Here is a 21,280-nt window from a genome sequence, read left to right on the forward strand (position 1 = left end):
AACGACCACTGGCGAACAATCTCAATAAAAGGGGAGACAGCTATGGCATCATCGACCAATTCGAAGCGTATCAAGGCGGCCGCTGCGGCGTGGCTCGGCTGCGCCTGCATCATTGCTGCGAGCCAATCGCAGGCTGCGGAAGGTCGCCTCAAGGAAATCCTCGATCGGGGCACAGTGAAGGTGGGCGTCCAGGGGGCGTTCAAGCCGTGGGCTTTTCCGGCTCCCGACGGCTCGCTGCAGGGAATTGAGGTCGACCTCGGGAAGAGCGTGGCGGAAGCACTCGGCGTCAAGTTCGAACCGGTGGTCATCACCTCTGCAAACCGCATGCAGTTGCTGCAGCAGGGCAAGATCGACCTGATCATCGGCGGAATGTACGACACCGCCGAGCGCCGGAAGATCGTCGGCATCATCGAGCCTGCCTATTGGACCTCCGGACCGACCATGCTGGCCAAGAAGGGGGTCATCAAGGACTGGAAGGACATCGCGAACAAGCCGGTCTGCGGCAAGCAGGGCAACGCCTACAACAAGCAGATCGAAACCGAATTGAAGGCCAGGCTGACCGCCTTCGCCGGCAACACGGAAGGCAAGGAAGCGCTGCGATCCGGCAAGTGCATCGCCTGGGTTTATGACGACGTCAGCATCATCGCGGATCTCGAAGCCCCCGAGTGGCAGGACTACGAGATGCCCGTCTCGGTGCTCTACAACAACCCCTGGGCGGCCGCGGTCCCGATCGAGGAGCTGAACAAGGGCTGGGGCGCCTTCATGGCCGGCATGGCCTATCGCTGGCAAGGCGAAGGCAAGCTCATCGAGCTGGCGAAGAAGTGGAATGTGAAACCCGCGGACTGGTTCGCAGAACAGCAGAAGAAGCTGAGCTGGGACACGACCTACCTGAATCCGAAGAACTGACTGCTGATAGCCGGACCCGCCATGTCCCTGGTCGCGCACCATGCTTGAGCTCATCGGCCCATATTTTCGAAGACTCCATGACACCACGGGTCTGAACTTCAACGTCTTCTACGACCAGTACGAGTTCGATCGTTTCGTGACCGGCGCCAGCAACTCCCTCCAGCTGATACTCTGGTCGTTGTTGCTGTCGCTTGCGATCGGCGTCGTCGGCGCCTGGGCGCAACGCGCCAGGAGCGCGGCCCTGCGGGTGGGCATGGATGCCTACATCCAGATATTCCGTAACACCCCGCCGATGATCCAGCTGCTGTTCTTCTTCTTCGGCCTGGGAACGCTGACGCCGACGATCGACATGGGGGGATACACGCAGCCGCTGATATCGGCCTACATGTGGGCGCTCATCTCGCTCGGTATCTTCGGCGGCGCCTTCAATGTGGAGATCTTCCGCTCTGGTCTCGAAGCCGTCCCGGACTCGACGCTGGAAGCAGCCGAGAGCCTGTGCTTCTCGAAGTGGCAGACCTATCTCTACGTCACCTTGCCGCTGGCCTTCCGGATCAGTCTTCCGGCTCTGACCAACAATCTCGTCAGCTTGGCCAAGACGACCTCGCTCGCATACGTCATCGCCGTGCCGGAGATGACCTATGTGCTGAACCAGGTCTGGTCGGACAACGTCAATGTCCCCGAGATGATGCTCCTGCTGTTTCTCTTCTACATCATCGTGGTCACCGCCCTGGCCAGTGCACTCCATCTGCTCGAACGCAGGCTCGCGCTCCCGGGGTACGGTCAATGACGGTGCGCGCGTTCGTCCTCGATCCGGCCAGGCTGTCACCCGAACGTCCGCTGTCGTTCCTCGATTGGCGGCATGGCCTGTGTCTGGCGCTCGCCTTCCTGGCATCCCTGGTGTCGGCATGGGCGCAATCGGCGCCTCCCGGACGCCCGTCTGCCATCGAGACGCTGGTCCTCTGGCTTCCCTTCATCCTCCATGGCTTCGCCCTCAACCTGCTCATGAGCTTCATGGCCATGGCGCTGGCGACCGTTCTGGGGATCGGGCTCGGCCTGATGCAGATCAGCCTGCTCTGGCCGGTCCGGACGCCGTCCCGCTTCGTCACGCATCTCCTGCGAAACTCGCCGTGGCTCGTGATCCTGTTCGTCGTGATGTACATGCTGCCGGCCGAATTCCGGATGCCGGGCGGCGGCCGGGTGGCGATCCCGGATTGGCTGAAGGCTACGGTCGCTTTCGCCCTGCCGGTCATGGGGAACATCAGCGAGATCGTGCGCGGGGCGGTTCACTCCATGCCGACCGGGCAGTGGGAATCCGCGGAAGGTCTCGCCTTCACGCGCTCGCAGACACTGCGCTGGATCATCCTTCCCCAATGCGTGCGGCGGGCGATCCCGCCGTGGATGAACTGGTACGCGCTCCTGACGCTTTCCACGCCGATGGCCTCGATCTTCAGCGTTCACGAGGCCGTCTCAAACGCCCAGGCGGGAATGGAGGCGGCGGGTGCGAGACCGGAGCTCCTGTTCCCGTTCTACCTTTTCCTGCTCTGCCTGTTCTTCGCCTACATCTATCCGATCGCGCTTTTGACGAGAAGGCTTGAGCGTAGATATGCCGTTTGAGAATAAAGCGACCCGCAGTCCGCACCCCTGGCCGCAAGGCGAGCCGATCGTCCAGCTTCGCGACGTGCACAAGGCCTTCGGTGCTCTGGAGGTGATCAAGGGCATCAGCTTCGACGTGCGCAAGGGCGAGGTTGTATGCATCATCGGCCCCTCCGGCTCGGGCAAGTCGACCCTGATCCGGTGCATCAACGGCTTGAGCCCGATACAGCGCGGCTCGATCAAAGTGGCGGGCCAGGAGGTCAACGACCCCGGGCTGGACAAGCTGGCGCTGCGCAAGAAGGTCGGAATCGTCTTCCAGCAATACAATCTGTTCCCGCACAAGACTGCGCTCGAGAACGTCATGATGGCGCCGCTGAAGGTTCTTCGCGAGCCGAAGGCCGAGGTCGAGGAGCGGGCCCGGGCGCTCATCCGCAAGGTTCGGCTGACCGGGAAGGAAGACGTTTACCCCGGCCAGCTCTCCGGAGGCCAGCAGCAGCGCGTCGCGATAGCCCGCAGCCTGGCGATGCGCCCCGACGTCATGCTGTTCGACGAGGTCACGGCGGCACTCGATCCCGAGACAGTCAAGGAGGTGCTGGTGACGATCAAGGAGCTGGCCGCGGATGGCATGACCTGCATCCTCGTCACGCACGAGATGGGCTTCGCGCGTGAAGTCGCCGACCACATCTACTTCACTGACAAGGGTTTGATCGTCGAGCACGGTCCCCCGGAGGAGTTCTTCACCGATGCCAAGGATCCGCGGACCAGGCAGTTCCTGAGCCAAGTCCTTTAACTTGAACCCCGCGCCGCTTGCGGCGCGGACCACCGAACATTGCTGGCCGGCATCGTCGCCCGTGCATTCGCGCGAACGATGAAGCTTGGCCAAAACTCAAGGAGGCACTCGATGTACAGCCCGGACCCATCCATCGTCGCGAAAGACCCGTTGCTGCAACCGCTGACGATCAGGCACGTCACCTTCCGCAACCGGATCATGAGTACGAGCCATGCCTGCGGGCTCGAGGTCAACGGCATGCCGGACGAGGCTTACCAAGCCTATCACGAGGAGAAGGCCAAAGGCGGCCTCGGCCTCTCGATGTTCGGCGGCTCATCGAATGTCGACGTCGATTCCCCGAACATCTTCCGCCAGCTCAACGTCGGCACCGACGCGATCATCCCGTATCTCCAGCGCTTCAGCACGAGGATGCATCGCCAGGGTGCAGGTCTGATGTGCCAGATCACGCATCTGGGACGGCGCGGCGACCCTTACGGCGGCGATCGTCTGCCGACGATCGCGCCGTCGCCGGTGCGCGAAACCGCGCATCGCAGCATTCCCAAGGAGATGGACGAGTACGACATCGACCGGGTCGTCAAAGCGTATGCGCAGGCCGCGGTCCACTGCAAGGAAGGCGGACTCGACGGCATAGAGACGATGGCGTCGGGACACCTGATCGGGCAGTTCTTCTCGCCCGAGATGAATCGCCGGACGGACAGGTTCGGCGGCTCGCTGGAGAACCGCTGCCGTTTTGCCCTGATGGTCCACGAAGCGATCCGCAAGGCCGTCGGCGACGATTTCCTGGTGGGTATGCGCTTCGTCGTCGACGAGGGGCCGTACGGCGCCCTGCGCTTCGACGAGTGCGTCCGCATCGCGCTGGTCCTGAAGGAAGCGGGAGCGGTCGATTTCTTCAACGCCATCTACGGCACGATGGAGAACGTGCCGGCGCTCGCCGAATACAACATGCCGGGCATGGGCTCGCCGCTGGCACCCTGGGTCGAGCCCGTCGGCGCCTTCCGCCGCGAAATCGGGCTGCCGGTCTTCCATGCGGCGCGCATCGCCGACCTGGCCTCGGCCCGGTACGCCGTGCGCGAAGGCAAGGTCGACATGGCCGGCATGACCCGCGCCCAGATCGCGGATCCCTACATCGTCGCCAAGATGGCGAGCGGGCGCGAGGACGAGATCAGGCCCTGCGTGGGCGCCACGCATTGCCAGTCGCAGCACCGGCCGTCCTGCCTGCACAACCCCGTGACAGGGCGCGAGCTGACGCTCAAGCACCGGATCCCGAAGGCGGAGGGGCCGGCCCGCAAGATCGTCGTCATCGGCGGTGGGCCGGCCGGGCTCGAGGCGGCCCGCGTGAGCGCAGAGCGCGGGCACCAGGTCTCGCTCTACGAGGCCACGTCGGACTTCGGCGGCCAGATTCTCATCGGCGCGACTGGGTCGTGGCGCCGCGACCTGAAAGGCATCGTCGAGTGGCGGGTAGCAGAGCTGCAGCGCATGGGCGCCAGCTTGCATGCCAACGCCTACATGGACGAGCAGGACATCGTCGCCCTTGAGCCGGACGTCGTCATCATGGCGACAGGCGGCTTGCCTCTGGTCGATCTCGAACAGGGCGCCGAACTCTGCGCCAACACCTGGGACGTGCTGACGGGACAGGTCGCGTTGGCCGGCGACGTCCTCATCTTCGACGGCACGGGACGGCACCCGGGACCGTTGGCGGCGGAACGGGCGGTCGAGATGGGAGCCCGGGTCAACTACGTGTCCATCGACGCGATGCTGGCTGAAGAGCTGACCTATGCCGAGCGTGTCCGCTGGAAGCGGCTCTTCCTCAAGCATGGCATCCGGCCGGCGACCGAGACGCGGCTCGTCTCGGTCCGGCGCCAGGACAACAGATTGCTGGCGACGCTCGCGAACGACGTCTCGCACGAGATATCGACGGTCCTTGTCGACCATGTCGTGGTCGAGCAGGGAAGCATCCCGATGGCCGAGGTCTACGACCAGTTGCGCGGCAGCTCGGTCAACGACGGCGTCAGCGACCTGGGCGCGATGATCAAGGCCGCCCCGCAGCCTCGGCCGGGTGGCGCGGGGTTGGAGTTGCACCGGATCGGCGATGCCGTGGCCAGCCGCAACATCCATTCGGCCATGCTGGACGCGCTACGGATCTGCAGCGCGCTCTGACCACGGAGGCGTTACGGCTTCCTCGACCGATGCGGTCGAGGAAGGCTGATCCATTATTCCCACTCGCGAAAGCGCCATGAAGATAACCTCGGCACGCATCTACCTGATCGAGAGCGGCGGCATCCGCCCGGTCATCCTGGAACTGGAGACGGATGAGGGTGTCGTCGGCCTTGGCGAGGCCTGCATTGCCTATGGCATCGGCGGCACGGCGTCCGCCGGGATGCTGAAGGACATCATCGAGCGCACCATGATGGGCGGGATCGACCCGTTCCGCATCGAGGCCCTGTGGAGCGAGATTTACGATCACGGCTTCTGGGCCAAGGGCGGCGGTCCGATCGTCTATGCGGCGATGAGCGCGATTGAGCAGGCGATGCTGGACATCAAGGCCCGCAGCCTGAACATCCCGGTCTACGAACTGCTCGGAGGCCGCGTGCACGACAAGCTGCGGACCTATTGCAACGGCTGGTATTTCGGCTGCACACAGGACAGCCAGTTGCCGGCCGCGGCGGAGAAGGCCGTCGCTGACGGCTACGACGCGCTGAAATTCTACCCCTTCGTCTCGATCCTGCCCGAGGGCAAGCTGCGTCACCCCTCCTTCCGCGCCGCAAGTGACCGCAGCGTCGTCAAGCGCGCGGTCACGACCGTCGGCGAGATCCGCCGCGCCGTTGGCCCCGATGTCGAGATCATGCTCGATCTCTCGGCCGGGCTAACGCCGGACGATACGATCCGGTTCTGCCGGGCGGTCGAGGACCTCGACATCACCTATGTCGAGGAGCCGGCCGTGCCGGGCGATGTCGGTGCCTTGGTCAAGATCGCCAAGGGCATCTCGCAGCGCATCGCGGTGGGGGAGCGCGTCTATTCGCGCTATGGCTTCCGCGACATCCTCGAAAGCCGCGCCGCCGACATCCTGCAGCCGGACATCGGCAACACCGGCGGCCTGCTGGAAGCCCGCAAGATCGCGGCGATGGCCGAAGCCTACAGCATGAAGGTCCAGCCTCATATCTGTGCCAGCGCGCTGTCGACCGCGGTCGGCATGCATTTCAGCGCCTCGATCCCGAATTTCTACATCCAGGAGCATTTCCCCTACTGGGCGCGGATTCCCGGCCATGTCGATGTGCTGGAGAATCCGATCGAGGCGTCGGTCAAGGGCGGCATCATCCCTGTCAGCGCCGCCGCGGGCTTCGGTGTCGAGCTGCGCCGCAACGCGCTCGGAAACTCGGTCTACGGCGGATTTACGCTGTCATGACGGCCGGCAACAGACGAACCATAATCGAGACAACAAAGGGATCGCGATGTTCATCGCTCTGAAAATCAAAGCAAAGTCCGTCTATCATGGCTACGACGAGAAGAGAGAACTCATCGTCGAACCCGTCGCCTCGGCGGATTTCGTCGAGAAGCTCATCAAGATCGACCGGATCCTGTCCTTCACCGAGGACTACGTCTTCATCGAGTGCCCGCACGATACGGTGCAGACTTGGGAGTACGAGGGGTCGCTCGCCGACATCAAAGCCAAGCTGGCGTCGATTCGCGCTCTTGTTTGACGGCCAAAGCCCGGCTGCCAGATTCCAGGGACCGACGGCCGATCGCGCCAATCCCGAGCGCGCTCTTGCGCCCGCCACGCCGGCGCACCGTCAGCCGCTGCTCCCGATACAGCCGGAACAGCTTCTTGTGGTTCAGCGCGATGCCGTCCCGCCGCAGCAGGATGTGCAGGGGCCGGTAGCCGAGCCGCCGTCGCTGACCCGCAAGAGTCTTCAGCCGCTCCCGGATTTCCACATCGTCTGATCACCGCGAGGCATAGCGATAGGACTTCGGGGCGAGCCCGATCAGACCGCAGGCCGGACGCTGCGAGTAGCTCTTCTCTTCGATCGCCCAGTTCACGAACACTTTCCGCGATCCGGGCTTCAGAAGTTTTTCCCGAGCGCCTCGCGCAGCGTCGCGACGTCCAGCATCGATTCCGCCAGAAGCTTCTTGAGCTTGCGGTTCTCGTCGTCCAATGCCTTCAGCCGACGCGCGTCGGATACCTCCATGCCGCCATAGCGACTGCGCCAATTGTAGAAGGTGGCGTCGCTGATCCCGTGCTTGCGGCAGATGTCCGCCACCGCAATTCCGGCCTGATGCTCTTTCAGCACCGCAATGATCTGCTCTTCGCTGAACCGGCTCTTCTTCATCTCCGTCTCCTTCCGACGGAGTCCAATTCAAACCGAGGACCCCTCAGGGGGCAACGTCAGATTCTAACGAGGGCGACGTCTTAGGAAGGAAGACGCCCCCGGCTGCCGGTGGCTAGCCGGGGCCGCCTGAGGCCGAGGATCAGGGCTGGCCTGGATTGTGGCGGGAGTTATGTGACAGGCGAGGGACGTCAATGCCGACGACGTCGCAATGGGCGTGCAGCATGGCGGAGAAATCCTTGCCGCCGAAGCCGCGAGCTCGTGCCGAGGAAAAAGCCTCTCGGGCCGCCGCGGCCATTGGCATTGGAACCTTGGCCGAGTTGGCCGACTCCATCACGAGAGTGAGGTCCTTATGAGCCAAGTCAATGGTAAAGCCGGGTTCGACGTCGCCGATGAGCGCCTTGGTGGGCCAGGCAATCTTCAGCTGGCCGTTGAATGCCGTCGTCCCGTAGAGGACGTCCAACGTGCTATCGAGATCGAGGCCGAAGCGTTGAGCCAGCGACAAAGCCTCGGCGTTCATTTGGCAGGACGCGACCGCGAGGAAGTTGTTTACGATTTTCGTCCGCGTCCCGGCGCCGCAGCCGCCGCAGTGGTAGATGGTCGAGCCCATCGCTTCGAGCGCCGGCTTGACGCGCTCGAAATCCGCGGCCTCGCCTCCGACCATGAAGAGGGACTGGCCGGCATCCGCATGCGAGGCCAGGCGTCCCACCGGCGCGTCGACGAAGGCGACGCCCTGCGTCTGGCAGCTCGCCGCGATAGCATCGGTCGTGTTAGCGTCCACGGTGCTCATGTCCATGACGAGGGAACCGGGACGCGCCGCCGACAGGATACCGCCCGGCCCCGCTACGATTTCTGAGACGATCGCCGAGTTCGGCAGCATAGTGATGATCACGTCCGAGCGTGCACTGACGTCGGCGACCGAGCTTCCGGCCTCGGCTCCAAGCTCGACGAGCGCCTCGACTGCCGCACGATTGAGATCGTGCACCACGAGCTCGAAGCCACGGCGCCGCAGGTTGGAGGCCATCGGGCGTCCCATGCGCCCTAGTCCAATGAAGCCGATCTTGTCCATTTTTCCTCCAGGGTTGGTTTTGTCGCCGTCTCAGACGGGCTGCGCGTAGGACGTCTTAACGGTCGTTTAGAATTCGGCGGCGTAGCGACCCTGCTCACGGGCTCCGTAACTCGATCCCTTCGGCCCGCCGAACGGGACGTGATAGTCCAGCCCCGCCGTGGGCAGATTGACCAGCCACGCGCCCCGCCTGCAAATCGGCGATGATCTTCTTGGTGATATCGCCGTGAAGGCTCGCTGGGTCGGGAACTTGACGAGCGTGAACGCTGGTTCTGGACATCGCCGTTCTCGGCGACGGGCGCCGGAGGTGCGCATGGGCGGTACTCAGGACCACGAAGCTTCAGCGTTCATGCAGAGGGCGCCATTCTGCTTCGCGGTCCAGACTTTCAGCAAATCGCGGTCTTCCCTCGCATGCAGCGCAAACGCGTCATCATCGAAGAGCGGGGAAAGGCCCCGGAAGCTGAAATGCGAGGGCGGCGCTCCGAGCAACTCCGACGCATAGTAGAAGAGCAGGGCGGCTTGCAGCGGACCATGGACGATCAGGCCTGGGTAGCCTTCGACCTCGGTGACATAGCACCGGTCATAGTGGATGCGATGGCCGTTGAAAGTCAGCGCCGAGTAGCGGAACAACAGCGGCGCCTCGGCCTTCATCGGCCGCTGGTGGACGCCCTGCTCCGCGGGTGGCACGGCCTTGACGGCCCCACCTGTAGCGTCGAGCCCGCGATAGACGATGTCCTGCCGCTCCTCCAGCACGAGGGTCCCATTGGCCTCGATGCGATGCTGGATGGTAACGAAGCAGAGCGTGCCCGTGCGTCCTTCCTTGAGAGCGACATTCTCAATCCGAGAGGTCCGCTTCGCGATATCGCCGACCCGGAGGTCGCCATGGAAGTTGAAGGCGCCACCTGCCCACATCCGGCGCGGCAAAGGCACCGGCGGCATGAAGCCGCCGCGGGCCGGGTGGCCATCGGGTCCGAGGTTCGCGGTTGGCACCGCCGGCTGCGCCAGGCAAAAATGGATCAGCCGCGGCACGACTTCTCCGGGCAGGGGCGCGGCGCCGGCGAAGTCCATCGTTGCATGGTATTTGCGCGCAAGGTCCTCGCTGACGATATCCGTTCCGATATCCTCACGGCCGATCCAATCGCGCAGATCGTCGATGTCGAAGCGAGGCCCTGCGGTGCTCACGAGGCGTGTCTTTCTTAGGTGTGCAGCAGGGCATGCTGGCCGATGGCCGGCACTCGTCCGTAGTCGCGCTCCTGGCCGATGACGATCGGCGCTGGTGCCGGGAAAGCGACCGGTCCGGCCGGCGTCTCAACCGTGATCCGGCGCAGATGCGGGTGGGTGGAGAGGGCCGCCATATCGTTGACAGAAGCAAATGCGATATCAGCTCGCGTCAACAATTCCCTCGCTTCCACGTCGTCGAGCGCGCCGAAGGCTGTGCCGACGGCCTCGTCGGTCAGGCTGCGGTTGCGCACACGGGCGACGTTCCTGGCGAAACGCTCGTCAGTGGCGAGTGCGGGCAGACGCAGGAACTCGGCGCAGAATTTCCCCCATTCTCGGTCGCTCTGTATCGAGATCAAGATCTGCTTGCCGTCACGGGTGGTGAAGACGCCGTAAGGCGCAATCGAGGGGTGGGCGAGGCCGAGGCGCTGGGGCGGTTTTCCGCCCTCCTGATGGAGCAAAGGCACGGTCAACCAATCGGCCATCACGTCGAACATCGACACACGGATATCAGCGCCCTCGCCGGTGATGCCACGGGCGATCAGCGCTTCGAGGATCGCGGCATGGGCCGTTGCGCCGGTTGCGATATCGACGATGGACGTGCCGACGCGAGCCGGCTCGGCGGGACCTCCGGTGATGGAGGACAGGCCGGATTCGGCCTGGATCAGGAGGTCGTAGGCCTTGCGCTCGGCGAAGGGACCGGTCTCGCCATAGCCGCTGATCGAGCACGAGATCAGACGCGGATGGCTTTTGCGCAACTTTTCGCTGCCAAAACCGAGCCGGCCGAGCGCGCCGGGCTTGAGATTCTGTACCAGCACATCCGCCTGGCCGAGCAGCTCGCGAAGTGTCTGCTTGCCCTCCGGCGCGGCGAGATCGACGATGAGCGACTCCTTGCCGCGGTTCAGCCAGACGAAATAGCTGGATTGACCCTTGGTGACGTCGTCATAACCCCGCGCGAAATCACCCTCTGGCCGCTCGATCTTGATGACGCGCGCTCCAGCATCCGCGAGGCGCGAGGTGCAAAACGGAGCCGCGACCGCCTGTTCGATCGCAACGACGAAAAGGCCTTCTAGAGGGCGACGAGCGGGTGGCATTGGGAAATTTTTTTGGTCGGTGGCTAATCGATTTGTGGGCTTCAAACATTCCGCTGAACGCCCGAGCGCGCGAGCACGCCCGGCTTAAGGCGTTCGTTGGGGCCATAATCGTCCGCCGAGTGGAAGAACAGGCGGGGCGTTTGATCGATCGTGAGCAAACGTTCCCGATAGGCTTCCAGCTGCGCTTTTCGAGCCGGATCATCAATGCGGCCCGGCATATAGGCGACATAGGGGGGAGGACATCGAAACCTGTATAGCGGAGCAGGCCATTATGAACCGGCCAAAGCACAGAGAGGATGTCGCCGTCGATGCCGTCGGGAACGTACGTATCGGCCGAGGTGCCGGTCGTCGCCGCGACCATCGCTAGCTTACCCTTGAACAGGCCCGTGTCGTATTTGCGACCGGTCGTATAGGCAAAACCGCGTGCGAAGACGCGGTCGGCCCAGCCCTTCATGATGGCCGGCATGCCAAACCACCAAACGGGGAATTGCAGGATCAACATGTCGGCCCGCGCCAGCTTGGCCTGCTCGGCGGCAATGTCGGCGGCGATGGTGCCGGTTTCCATCGCATGGGTCTGTTCACGAGCGATGCTGAGCCGGTTCGGATCGGAGCGCTCGCCAGTGAAATCGGACAAGCCGGTCACAGGCTGGAAGTTCATCGCGTAGAGGTCCGAGACCTCGACCAAATGGCCTGCCTCTGTCAGCACCTGTACCGCCAAGTCGCGCATCGCGCCATTGAAGGAGGTGGGCTCCGGGTGGGCATAGATGAGGAGGACATTCATAAGCTGACCTTCAGTAAGAGCGCGGCATGCCGAGGACATGCTCGGCGAGATAGGACAGGATCAGGTTCGTTGAGATCGGCGCGACCTGGTAGAGCCGCGTCTCGCGGAACTTGCGCTCGACATCGTATTCTTCGGCGAAGCCGAAACCGCCATGGGTCTGGATGCAGGCGTTCGCCGCCTCGAAGGAGGCGTCCGCCGCCAGCATCTTGGCCATGTTCGCTTCGGCGCCTGGGTTCTCCCCGGCCTCGTAGAGGCGGATCGCCTCGCGCACCATCAGTTCGGCGGCACGCATGTTGGCGTATGACCGTGCGATCGGGAACTGGATACCCTGGTTCTGGCCGATCGGCCGGCCGAAGACCTGGCGTTCCTTGGCGTAGATCGAGGCCTTGTCGATGAACCATTTCGCATCGCCGACGCATTCGGCGGCGATCAGGATGCGCTCGGCGTTCATACCGGAGAGAATGTAGCGGAAGCCCTTGCCCTCCTCGCCGACGAGGTTGGCAGCGGGCACTTTCACATTGTCGAAGAACACTTCGGTGGTGGCGTGGTTCATCATCGTCCGGATCGGCCGGATGGTCAGGCCATCCTTCAACGCCTCGCGCATGTCGAGGATGAAGACCGAGAGCCCGTCTGTGCGCTTCGCGACCTGGTCGCGCGGCGTGGTGCGGGCGAGCAGCAGCATCAGGTCCGATTGCGCCGCCCGGCTGGTCCAGATCTTCTGGCCGTTGACGATGTAGTGGTCGCCCTCGCGCCGGGCGGTGGTGCGCAACGCCGTGGTGTCGGTGCCGCTGGTCGGTTCGGTGACGCCGAAGGCCTGCAGGCGCAATTCACCCGAGGCGATCTTTGGCAGGTAGCGCTGCTTCTGGTCCTCGGTACCATGCCGGAGCACCGTGCCCATCACATACATCTGGGCGTGGCAGGCGGCGCCATTGCAGCCCTGGCGCTGAATCTCCTCCATGATCGCCGCGGCGGCCGAGAGGGTGAGGCCCGCGCCGCCATATTCCTCCGGGATCAGCGCCGAGAGGAAGCCGCTCTCCGTCAGTGCCGTCACGAACTCGGTAGGATAGGCCATCTCGCGGTCGAGCTTGCGCCAGTACTCGCCGGGATAATCCGCGCACAACCTGCCGACCGCGTCGCGGATATCGGCGTGGGCCTCGGCAGAATGACTCATGATCGATGTCGCTCCTGGAACAGCACCTTTTTGGTAGCTGTGCCGATGGCATATCGACAACGATAAGGTGGCGAGAACAGCTATGCCGGTTTTCTATCGCTTCCGGCTTTTTTGATGGAAACGTCTTCCAATATGCGACCGGACCAGACCCCCTGTGTGACGAGCGCTTCAATGGTCTTGGAGATAACGTGGCCGGCGAAGCGGGCCAGCCGGGGCGTTGGCCTGTCCGTTGGATAGGACATGATCAGGCGCCGCATTGGTATCGGATTAACAAGCGGAGCGGCGCAAAGCCGTCCCTTTTGGAGATCCTTATGGATCGGCGCCAGGGGGAGCACGGTAACGCCGTGCCCGCTCCTCACTAGCGCTTTCAGAGTGGAGAAGTTGTCGGCCTCAACTTTAATGTCGAGCAAAATACCGCACTCCTCAGCGCAGCGCTCGACGATTGAACGTAGCCCATGTCCGCGGCTCGGCAGAAGCAGCCGCTCATGTTTAAGCTGAGAGAAGTCGACACTCTCGTCGGGCGACAGGCCGGCTCCCGGGGGCCGATCAGAAATAGCGTCTCCTCTAATAAGGGCTGAATGTGCAGCGTGCGCGCCGATTTTGGATCGTAGAGTATCGCCGCATCGAGTTCCCCGCGATGGAGCCAGTCCAGCAGGTAGCCGGAATAGGCGCTGACGATCCGCAATGTCGCCTCGGGGTGTGCGTCCCGAAAGGCGGCGACCAGCGGCTCAGACAGAATGTCTGAAGCGGTTGGCGGCATCCCGATAGAAACGTGGCCCCGCAGCGGCGCGTTCTCATCCGCGACGACGGCACGGATTTCTTCAAGCTCCGCCATAATCCGCGAGGCGTGCTGTAGAACGTCTTGCCCCTGCTCCGTGACGGTCATACCGCGGCCGTGACGTTGGAACAGACGCACGCCAAGTTCTGCTTCCAGGAGTCGGATCTGCCGGCTCAGAGCGGGCTGGGCGATATGCAGCCGGTCAGCCGCCTTCGAGAGACTGCCGAGCTCGGCAACGTGGATGAGCGTTCTGAGCTGGGAAATATCCATAGACATATAATCCCGCTATATCTGATCGACAAAAAGGGTCGAGGTCGAGGAGTATTTGATAAGGCTATAAGGGCGCAGACATTGGATCGTTTCGCAAGGAGGCGCGCCTTGGCTGCCGCTGACGTCATCAATTCGCAAAGGGTCGCATCGACACGCGATTTGTCCCTCGACTGGCCGATCGAACTCTATGACACGCTGAAGTCGGCGGGCATCGGCCATATGTCCTATGTCCCCGACGCCGGGCATTCGACGTTGATCAAACTGTTCAGCGCGGATTCCGAAGTTGTCACCAACGTGCTGACCACAGAGGAAGAGGGCATCGCCATCGCGGCCGGCGCTTGGCTCGGTGGGCAACGCAGCGTCGTGCTGATGCAGTCCTCGGGTGCCGGCAACTGCATCAACATGCTGTCGCTGCCGGTTCAGGCTCGGTTCCCGCTGCTCATGCTCGTAACTATGCGCGGCGAGTGGGCGGAGTTCAATCCCTGGCAAGTGCCGATGGGAAGCGCGACGCAGGCGGCACTTGAGGCGATCGGCATCACCGTTCTTCGCGCGGAAACCGGGGAAGACCTGGTCGAGACCGTGGCTCAGGCTGCAACGATGGCCTTCGATGCCGATCAGCAGATCGCCGTTTTGATAGGTCAGCGCCTGCTAGGCAAGAAGAAGTGGTGAGCCTCATGAGCCTTCCGACCATGGACCGCCGTGAGGCGGTGAAGAAGCTTCTGGATGCCCGTGATGGCGCGCTGGTCGTTACCGGTCTCGGTTCGCCGAGCTATGACGTCCACGCAGCCGGCGACCGAGACAACAATTATTACCTTTGGGGCGCCATGGGCGGTGCTGCACTGGTTGGTCTTGGCCTCGCGCAGGCGCAGCCAAAAAAGCGCGTCATGGTGATCACTGGCGACGGTGAGCAGCTCATGGCTTTTGGTGCGCTTGCCACCATCGCGGTCGCGTCCCCGAAAAACCTCGATGTCATCGTGCTCGATAATCAACATTTCGGCGAAACCGGGATGCAATCCAGCCACACCGGACGGGGCATATTGTTCGACAAGGTGGCGGGTGCATGCGGATTTTCAGTCGCCCGTGAGCTGCGGACTCTCGAAGCGGTGGATCAACTGGTTGACGAGCTTCGGAAGCCTGCCTCTGGCCCCAGGCTCTTTGTGCTCAAGATCAACGCCGAGAACCTCCCGCGCTCTCTCCCGCCGCGCGATGCGGTCTTCGTCAAAAACCGGTTCCGCGGTCATCTCGGTTTTGCCGCTGGATAGCCGAAACTATTCCAAGCATCCGGAAGGCCGATCGCGGCAAATGATAAAATTCATAAGGGGAGCGAACGATGCGAACGAGAATGTTTGTTTTTTTGGCGGCCGCCGTCTTTGCAGGCACGGGCGCGGCCCATGCACAGAAGCGAGATGACAACATCAAAATCGGCGTCCTGAACGATCAGACGGGCATCTACGCCGATCTCGCGGGGCAGGGCTCTGTCTGGGCCGCGCGAAAGGCCGTGGAGGACTACGGTGCGACGGCGAAGGGTATGAAAGTCGAGGTCGTCTCTGCAGACCACCAGAACAAGCCCGACATCGGATCCAATATTGCGCGCCGCTGGTATGACGTCGAGAACGTTGATGTCATTGTCGACGTGCCGACCTCCTCCGTGGCTCTCGCGGTGAATACCATCACGAAGGAAAAGAATAAGGTTTTCCTCGTTTCTGCGGGGGCTACCACTGATCTGACCGGCAAGGCCTGCACGCCAAATACCGTTCATTGGACATACGATACTTACGCGCTCGCCAATGGTACAGGGGCCGCCACCGTCAAGACCGGCGGCAATACCTGGTTCTTTCTGACCGCCGACTATGCGTTCGGACACGCTTTGGAGAATGACACTGCAGCAGTTGTGGAGAAGTTCGGCGGGAAGGTTCTGGGCAAAGTGCGTCACCCCTTCCCTGGACAGGACTTCTCTTCGTTTCTGCTTCAGGCTCAGGCGTCCAAGGCAAAGGTCATCGGCCTCGCCAACGGCGGCGGCGACACGATCAACTCGATCAAGCAAGCAGCGGAGTTTGGTATCGTCGCAGGCGGTCAGAGCCTCGCGGGTCTTCTTATCTTCATCACCGATGTCCATTCGCTCGGTCTCGCAACGGCCCAAGGTCTGATGCTCACTGAGGCGTGGTACTGGGATATGACCGACGCCAATCGCGCTTTCGCGAAGGAATTCGCAGCGGCTAACGGTGGCAAGTACCCGACCATGGCTCATGCTGGCGTGTATTCCTCCGTCATCCATTATCTCAAGGCGGTGGAAGCGCTGAAGGGCAGCGCCGACGGCGCGCAAGTCGTGGCGAAGATGAAGGACATGCCCACCGAGGATAAGCTTTTCGGCAAGGGATCGATCCGCCGCGACGGCCGGCATCTTCACGACATGTACCTTTTCGAGGTCAAGAAGCCGGAGGAAAGCAAGGGCGCATGGGATTACTACAAGCTGCGCTCGGTCATTCCCGCGGCCGAGGCCTGGCGGCCGATCGAAGACGGTGGCTGTCCGCTAGTGAAGTAAGCTCCACTTGCCGGGGTGGTCTTCCCGCCGTCCCGGAATTCCTGAAACCAATGTGAGGTGATCATGACCCTGTTGACCAGCTTCGCCAACACCATCGGCGGCGCCTCGCAACGGGTCGGCGCGACCTTCGAGAGCTTCGACCCTTACACGGCCAGGCCTTGGGCGCTGATCCCCCGCGACGGGAAGGCGGAGGTCGACGCGGCCGTTGCCGCCGCGAAGGCCGCCTTCCGATCGAAGGAATGGGCCGGTCTCACGGCCTCGGCACGCGGTAAGTTGCTCGTCCGTCTGGCCGACCTGATCGCGGAGAATGCCGACGGTTTGGCCGCGATCGAGACGCGGGACAACGGCAAGCTGATCTCCGAAATGTCGGCGCAGCTCCGCTACGTTCCCGAATGGTACCGCTATTTCGGCGGGCTTGCCGATAAGATCGAAGGAGCAGTCCTTCCGATCGACAAGCCGGGCATGTTCGCCTTCACGCGGCGCGAGCCGATCGGCGTGATCGCGGCGATCGTACCTTGGAACTCGCCGCTGATGCTTCTGACCTGGAAGCTCGCGCCGTTGCTGGCCGCCGGCAACACGGTCGTAATCAAACCGTCGGAGCACACCTCCGCCTCGACACTGGAATTCGTCAAGCTATTCGCCCAGGCAGGCTTTCCCCCGGGCGTCGTCAACACGGTCACCGGGATGCCGATCGAGGTCGGGGCTCCACTCGTTTCCCATCCCGACGTCGCCAAGATCGCCTTCACGGGCGGCGAGCCTGGTGGTCTAGCGGTTTATCGCGCCGCTGCGGAAGGGTTGAAGACGGTCACGCTCGAACTGGGTGGCAAATCCGCGAACATCGTTTTCGCCGACGCAAACATCGACAGCGCCGTGAACGGTGCGGTTTCCGGTATCTTCGCCGCGAGCGGACAGACGTGCATCGCCGGCTCGCGCCTCCTCGTGCATCGGAAGGTTCACGATCGCGTCGTGGACGAGGTCGTTAAGCTCGCCGGCAGCGCCCGCATCGGCAATCCCGCTCTACCGGAAACCCAGGTCGGTCCGATCACGACCCGCGATCAGCGCGAAAAGGTCCTAGGTTACCTCGAGATCGCTCGCGGAGAGGGCGCGCAGTGCGTGCTGGGCGGGGGAAGTCCGGGCGGCGGCGAACTTGCGAACGGATGGTTCGTGGAACCGAGCATCTTTACCGGCGTGAACAACCAGATGCGCATTGCGCGCGAAGAGGTTTTCGGACCGATCCTCTCGGTCATTCCCTTCGATGACGATGATGAAGCTTTCGCGATCGCAAACGACAGCCCTTACGGGTTAGCTGCCGGGATCTGGACCGCCGACATCGGCCGCGCCCTCCGCGGCGCTGCCGAGATGCAGGCCGGGACCGTGTGGGTGAACAGCTATCGCGCGGTCAGTTATATGGCGCCGTTCGGCGGTTTCAAGCGAAGTGGAATCGGCCGGGAAAGTGGGCAGGAGGCGGTTGACGCCTATCTCCAGACCAAAACGGTCTGGATCGATACCATCGGCGTGACCACCAATCCGTTCGTGATCAGGTGAACTGATGAACGATCGCGCGAAGGGGTCAATCGTCATCATTGGTGGAGCGATCGTCGGCAGCTGCGTCGCTTACTTCCTGCGCCGAACCGGATTTCTGGGTCCTCTAACCGTCGTCGAACGCGATCCGACCTATCAGTTCTCGTCGACGGCCCTCTCGGCAGCATCGATCCGGACGCAATTCGGGACTCCCGTCAATGTGCATATGAGTCTCTTCGGGGCCGACTTCTTCCGGAACATCAAGAAGCACTTCGGCGCTGCTGCGGATATCGGCTTCATCGAGCGCGGGTATCTGATCCTGGGTAGCCATGAGACGGTGGATGAGAGACGCGCCGGCGTCGAAATGCAGAATTCCGAAGGGGCGGAGATCACCGCGCTCGAACCTGACGCCGCGAAGGCACGCTTTCCTTGGCTGAACGTCGAGGGCCTCGGCATCGCGACGACCGCCGAACGCAACGAAGGTTGGTTCGACGCTTGGTCCTTGCTTTCGCTGGTCCGGGGTGCGGCACGAGATTTGGGCGTCACTTACGTGCACGCCGGCGTCGATCATATTCTTGTTCGCGGGGACCGAGCGGTTGGAGTGAAACTCCAAACTGGAACGGTTCTGCCGCTCGACTGGTGCATCAACGCCGCCGGGGCCAACTCGGCCAACGTTCTGGCGGGTCTAGGAATCGGCCTCCCGGTCTCTCCGCGCAAGCGCACGGTGTTCAGCATCCGCGCCCCCCTCGACCGCACGGGTTTCCCGATGCTTTTCGATACCACCGGTGCTTGGATACGTCCCGAAGGGGAGGGCTTCATTTGCGGGATCGCCCCGGAATTCGCGGAAGATCCCGAGGCATCCGGGGATTTCGAGCCTCATCACCATCTTCTTGAGGAGAGGATCTGGCCCGCGCTCGCTCATCGCGTGCCCGCGCTTGAGCAGTTGCGCGTGGAGCGATCCTGGGCGGGCCACTACGAAGTGAATGCGCTGGATCACAACGGCATCATCGGCCCGCATCAAGAAATCAACAATTTGATTTTCGCAACGGGCTTCTCGGGTCATGGGGTCATGCATGCTCCCGCCACGGGACGCGGCATCGCCGAACTTATCGTGCACGGGGAATATCGGTCGATCGACCTATCACCGCTTGGGTTCGACCGGATCGCGAGCGGAACGCCTTTGCACGAGACGGTCGTTTACTGAGGAAGGACTTGAACATGAAACTGGCTGACAGGGTCGCGGTCGTGACCGGGGCCGCGCGCGGTATCGGTCGTGCCTGCGCGGAACGTTTTCTGGCGGAAGGCGCCAGGGTTGTGATCGGCGACGTCGATGCCGCTCGGCTGAATGAAACGGCTGCGGCAATCGGCACTTCGGAAAACGTTCTCGCCGTGGTCACGGACGTGAGCCGCAAAGAGCAAGTCGATGCCTTGGTTGCCGCGGCGGTGAAGCGCTTTGGCCAACTCGACATCATGGTCAACAACGCAGGCATCTGCCCAATCGTGCCATTCCTCGATGTGACGGAGGAAACCTACGAGCAGGTACTCGGCGTCAATCTTAAGGGTGCGTTCCTCGGTACGCAGGCCGCTGGGCGTCAAATGATTTCCCAAGGGCGAGGCGGCGTCATCATCAACATGTCGTCGATCAATTCGGGTTTGGCCAATCCGAATGTCGCGCCTTACGCCATCTCCAAGGGCGGCATGAACCAGGTGACGGGTACCGCCGCCGTCGCCTTCGCGCCCCACGGAATCCGCGTCGTAGGAATCGGTCCAGGAACGATCATGAGCGAAATGGTCGCCGGGGATTTCGTCAATAGCGCCGGGCACAAAGCCATCCTCATGCGCACGCCGTTGGGCCGCTATGGCTTGCCCGAAGAGATCGCAGCGGTCGCGGCGTTCATCGCAAGCGACGACGCTTCCTACATTACCGGTGAAACGATCTACCCCGACGGCGGTAGGCGCGTGCTCAACTACGTCATGCCCGACACGGAGGAGAAGTCGTGAGCATCTTTCAGAAGCTTCACCATCTTTGCGTAGTCGTTGCGGACATCGACAAGGCGCAGGCTCATTATGAAGCGATCGGCATAGGACCTTGGCAAGAATATCCGCCACTTGTTGAGTACAAGCACCTTTCGGTTCCGAATGAGGTGGCATTTCAAGAGCTCAAGTATCGCATTTGCAACCTGCCAAACATTCAAATCCAGCTTTGCGAGCCGCCGAACAAGCCGTGTCCCCAGCGGGTCTTCCTGGATACCAAGGGCGAAGGCATCTTCCATGTCGGTTTCGAGGTCGCCGATGCCGACGGCGCCGAGGCGGAAGCGACGGCTTCAGGCCTGGAGGTGCTCGCGAAGGGGCGTCGCGATAACGGCACCGGGTTTACCTATTACGACACGGCGTGGTCCAACGGCGTCGTGCTGCTGACGCGGTCGACCAATAAGCCTGGAACGTGAATGCCATGGCCGCCGCGATCGATTTGAACTCCGATTTAGGCGAGGGCTACGGCCCTTGGCGCATGGGGGACGATGAGCAAATCCTGCGCGTCGTGACGAGTGCGAACATCGCGTGCGGCGGCCATGCGGGCGATCCTGCCACGATGGTCGAGACATTGGCGCTCGCACGCGATCAGGGGGTTGTGGCCGGTGCCCATCCTGGCTTCGCGGACCGTGAAGGGTTCGGGCGCAGGCTGCTGCCCTTGTCTACGCGGGAGGTCGAGCAGTTGGTAGCCACCCAACTCGGAGCCTTGCTGGGCGCCGCTGCGCTTGCTAACGCGGAAGTACGCTACGTCAAGCCTCACGGTGCCCTAGGAAATTGGGCGGCCGATGATCGGGGCGCTGCGGATGCGGTTGTCCGCGCCACAATGGCCGTTGATCCCGGCCTCGCCATTCTCGCCATCTCCGGCACGGAGCTGGAGCGAGCTGCTGCCGACGCAGGGGTGTGGGTCTTCAGCGAAATCTTTGCCGACCGGGGTTACCTGGCAACAGGCCGTCTCGTTCCCCGGCAGATGCCGGGCGCCATGATCCATGATGCCGAGACGGCCGCCGAACGCTTGCTTGCGTTTCTATCGTCAGGCCTCATGCCAACGGTCGATGCCAAGCCGATCAAGCTGGAAGCTCACTCAATTTGTGTCCACGGTGATAGCGCTGGGGCATTAGCCATGGCGAGTCACATTCGGCAAAGACTGGAAGCTTCCGGCGTTCAGTTCAGCTCGTTTCTCAGCAGTTAATCCGAAAA

The 21,280-nt window shown here is 62.7% G+C and carries 20 protein-coding genes and 2 pseudogenes; 15 read left to right on the forward strand and 7 right to left on the reverse strand.

What is annotated here, in order from left to right:
* Nucleotides 1-42: 42 nt before the first annotated feature.
* The 7 genes from QO058_RS20555 (at nt 43) to QO058_RS20585 (ending at nt 6,987) form a co-directional block, all read left to right on the forward strand.
* A complete protein-coding gene (locus QO058_RS20555) occupies nt 43-906 on the forward strand; it encodes a transporter substrate-binding domain-containing protein (RefSeq protein WP_284168107.1) in 864 nt (287 codons plus the stop codon).
* Between the two features lie 40 nt (nt 907-946).
* Nucleotides 947-1,693 carry an amino acid ABC transporter permease gene (locus tag QO058_RS20560; RefSeq protein ID WP_284168108.1) on the forward strand — a complete coding sequence of 249 codons (747 nt, stop codon included), beginning with the start codon at nt 947-949 and terminating at the stop codon, nt 1,691-1,693.
* On the forward strand, nt 1,690-2,520 hold the full coding sequence (locus tag QO058_RS20565; RefSeq protein ID WP_284168109.1) for an amino acid ABC transporter permease: 831 nt from the start codon (nt 1,690-1,692) through the stop codon (nt 2,518-2,520). Before QO058_RS20560 ends, QO058_RS20565 begins: the two co-directional genes overlap by 4 nt.
* Nucleotides 2,510-3,289, forward strand: a complete 780-nt coding sequence (locus QO058_RS20570) for an amino acid ABC transporter ATP-binding protein (RefSeq protein ID WP_284168110.1) — start codon at nt 2,510-2,512, stop codon at nt 3,287-3,289. Before QO058_RS20565 ends, QO058_RS20570 begins: the two co-directional genes overlap by 11 nt.
* 111 nt (nt 3,290-3,400) lie before the next feature.
* Nucleotides 3,401-5,446: an NADH:flavin oxidoreductase gene (locus QO058_RS20575; protein ID WP_284168111.1), complete on the forward strand. Its 2,046-nt coding sequence runs from the start codon at nt 3,401-3,403 to the stop codon at nt 5,444-5,446.
* A gap of 76 nt (nt 5,447-5,522) precedes the next feature.
* Entirely contained in the window at nt 5,523-6,692 is a 1,170-nt protein-coding gene (locus tag QO058_RS20580; protein WP_284168112.1) for a mandelate racemase/muconate lactonizing enzyme family protein, read from the forward strand.
* 46 nt (nt 6,693-6,738) lie between these two features.
* Nucleotides 6,739-6,987: a hypothetical protein gene (locus tag QO058_RS20585; protein WP_284168113.1), complete on the forward strand. Its 249-nt coding sequence runs from the start codon at nt 6,739-6,741 to the stop codon at nt 6,985-6,987.
* A gap of 52 nt (nt 6,988-7,039) precedes the next feature.
* Here the strand turns inward: QO058_RS20585 and QO058_RS20590 are convergent.
* The 7 genes and pseudogenes from QO058_RS20590 to QO058_RS20625 form a co-directional block, all read right to left on the reverse strand.
* Nucleotides 7,040-7,614, reverse strand: a pseudogene (locus QO058_RS20590) (transposase); the annotation flags it as partial.
* A 139-nt stretch (nt 7,615-7,753) separates the two neighbouring features.
* Entirely contained in the window at nt 7,754-8,680 is a 927-nt protein-coding gene (locus QO058_RS20595) for an NAD(P)-dependent oxidoreductase (RefSeq protein WP_284168114.1), read from the reverse strand.
* A gap of 321 nt (nt 8,681-9,001) precedes the next feature.
* Complete coding sequence (locus QO058_RS20600; RefSeq protein ID WP_284168115.1) at nt 9,002-9,859, reverse strand: HTD2 family dehydratase; 858 nt, start codon at nt 9,857-9,859, stop codon at nt 9,002-9,004.
* 14 nt (nt 9,860-9,873) lie between these two features.
* Nucleotides 9,874-10,944, reverse strand: a complete 1,071-nt coding sequence (locus QO058_RS20605; RefSeq protein WP_284172970.1) for a CaiB/BaiF CoA transferase family protein — start codon at nt 10,942-10,944, stop codon at nt 9,874-9,876.
* Nucleotides 10,856-11,770, reverse strand: coding sequence for an NAD(P)H-dependent oxidoreductase (locus QO058_RS20610; RefSeq protein ID WP_284168116.1), 915 nt, complete (start codon nt 11,768-11,770; stop codon nt 10,856-10,858). The genes QO058_RS20605 and QO058_RS20610 overlap by 89 nt, the downstream gene beginning before the upstream one ends.
* Before the next feature lie 10 nt (nt 11,771-11,780).
* On the reverse strand, nt 11,781-12,941 hold the full coding sequence (locus tag QO058_RS20615) for an acyl-CoA dehydrogenase family protein (RefSeq protein WP_284168117.1): 1,161 nt from the start codon (nt 12,939-12,941) through the stop codon (nt 11,781-11,783).
* Nucleotides 12,942-13,021: 80 nt separating this feature from the next.
* Nucleotides 13,022-13,989, reverse strand: a pseudogene (locus QO058_RS20625) (LysR family transcriptional regulator).
* 159 nt (nt 13,990-14,148) lie between these two features.
* On the opposite strand from QO058_RS20625, the gene QO058_RS20630 reads away from it, so the two are divergent.
* The 8 genes from QO058_RS20630 to QO058_RS20665 all read left to right on the forward strand — a co-directional run bounded on the left by QO058_RS20630 (nt 14,149) and on the right by QO058_RS20665 (nt 21,272).
* Complete coding sequence (locus QO058_RS20630) at nt 14,149-14,658, forward strand: thiamine pyrophosphate-binding protein (RefSeq protein ID WP_432212074.1); 510 nt, start codon at nt 14,149-14,151, stop codon at nt 14,656-14,658.
* 5 nt (nt 14,659-14,663) lie between these two features.
* A complete protein-coding gene (locus QO058_RS20635; protein WP_284168119.1) occupies nt 14,664-15,251 on the forward strand; it encodes a thiamine pyrophosphate-dependent enzyme in 588 nt (195 codons plus the stop codon).
* Nucleotides 15,252-15,331: 80 nt separating this feature from the next.
* A complete protein-coding gene (locus tag QO058_RS20640; protein ID WP_284168120.1) occupies nt 15,332-16,531 on the forward strand; it encodes an ABC transporter substrate-binding protein in 1,200 nt (399 codons plus the stop codon).
* A gap of 63 nt (nt 16,532-16,594) precedes the next feature.
* Nucleotides 16,595-18,076, forward strand: a complete 1,482-nt coding sequence (locus QO058_RS20645; protein WP_284168121.1) for an aldehyde dehydrogenase — start codon at nt 16,595-16,597, stop codon at nt 18,074-18,076.
* 4 nt (nt 18,077-18,080) lie between these two features.
* Complete coding sequence (locus QO058_RS20650; RefSeq protein ID WP_284168122.1) at nt 18,081-19,256, forward strand: NAD(P)/FAD-dependent oxidoreductase; 1,176 nt, start codon at nt 18,081-18,083, stop codon at nt 19,254-19,256.
* 14 nt (nt 19,257-19,270) lie between these two features.
* Entirely contained in the window at nt 19,271-20,053 is a 783-nt protein-coding gene (locus QO058_RS20655) for an SDR family NAD(P)-dependent oxidoreductase (protein WP_284168123.1), read from the forward strand.
* The gene (locus QO058_RS20660; RefSeq protein ID WP_284168124.1) at nt 20,050-20,499 is read left to right on the forward strand and encodes a VOC family protein; all 450 of its coding nucleotides are present in this window, start codon (nt 20,050-20,052) and stop codon (nt 20,497-20,499) included. The genes QO058_RS20655 and QO058_RS20660 overlap by 4 nt, the downstream gene beginning before the upstream one ends.
* A gap of 5 nt (nt 20,500-20,504) precedes the next feature.
* Nucleotides 20,505-21,272, forward strand: coding sequence for a LamB/YcsF family protein (locus tag QO058_RS20665; protein WP_284168125.1), 768 nt, complete (start codon nt 20,505-20,507; stop codon nt 21,270-21,272).
* The last annotated feature ends 8 nt before the right edge of the window (nt 21,273-21,280 follow it).

The sequence above is a fragment of the Bosea vestrisii genome (assembly GCF_030144325.1).
In the GTDB taxonomy this organism is placed as follows: domain Bacteria; phylum Pseudomonadota; class Alphaproteobacteria; order Rhizobiales; family Beijerinckiaceae; genus Allobosea; species Allobosea vestrisii_A.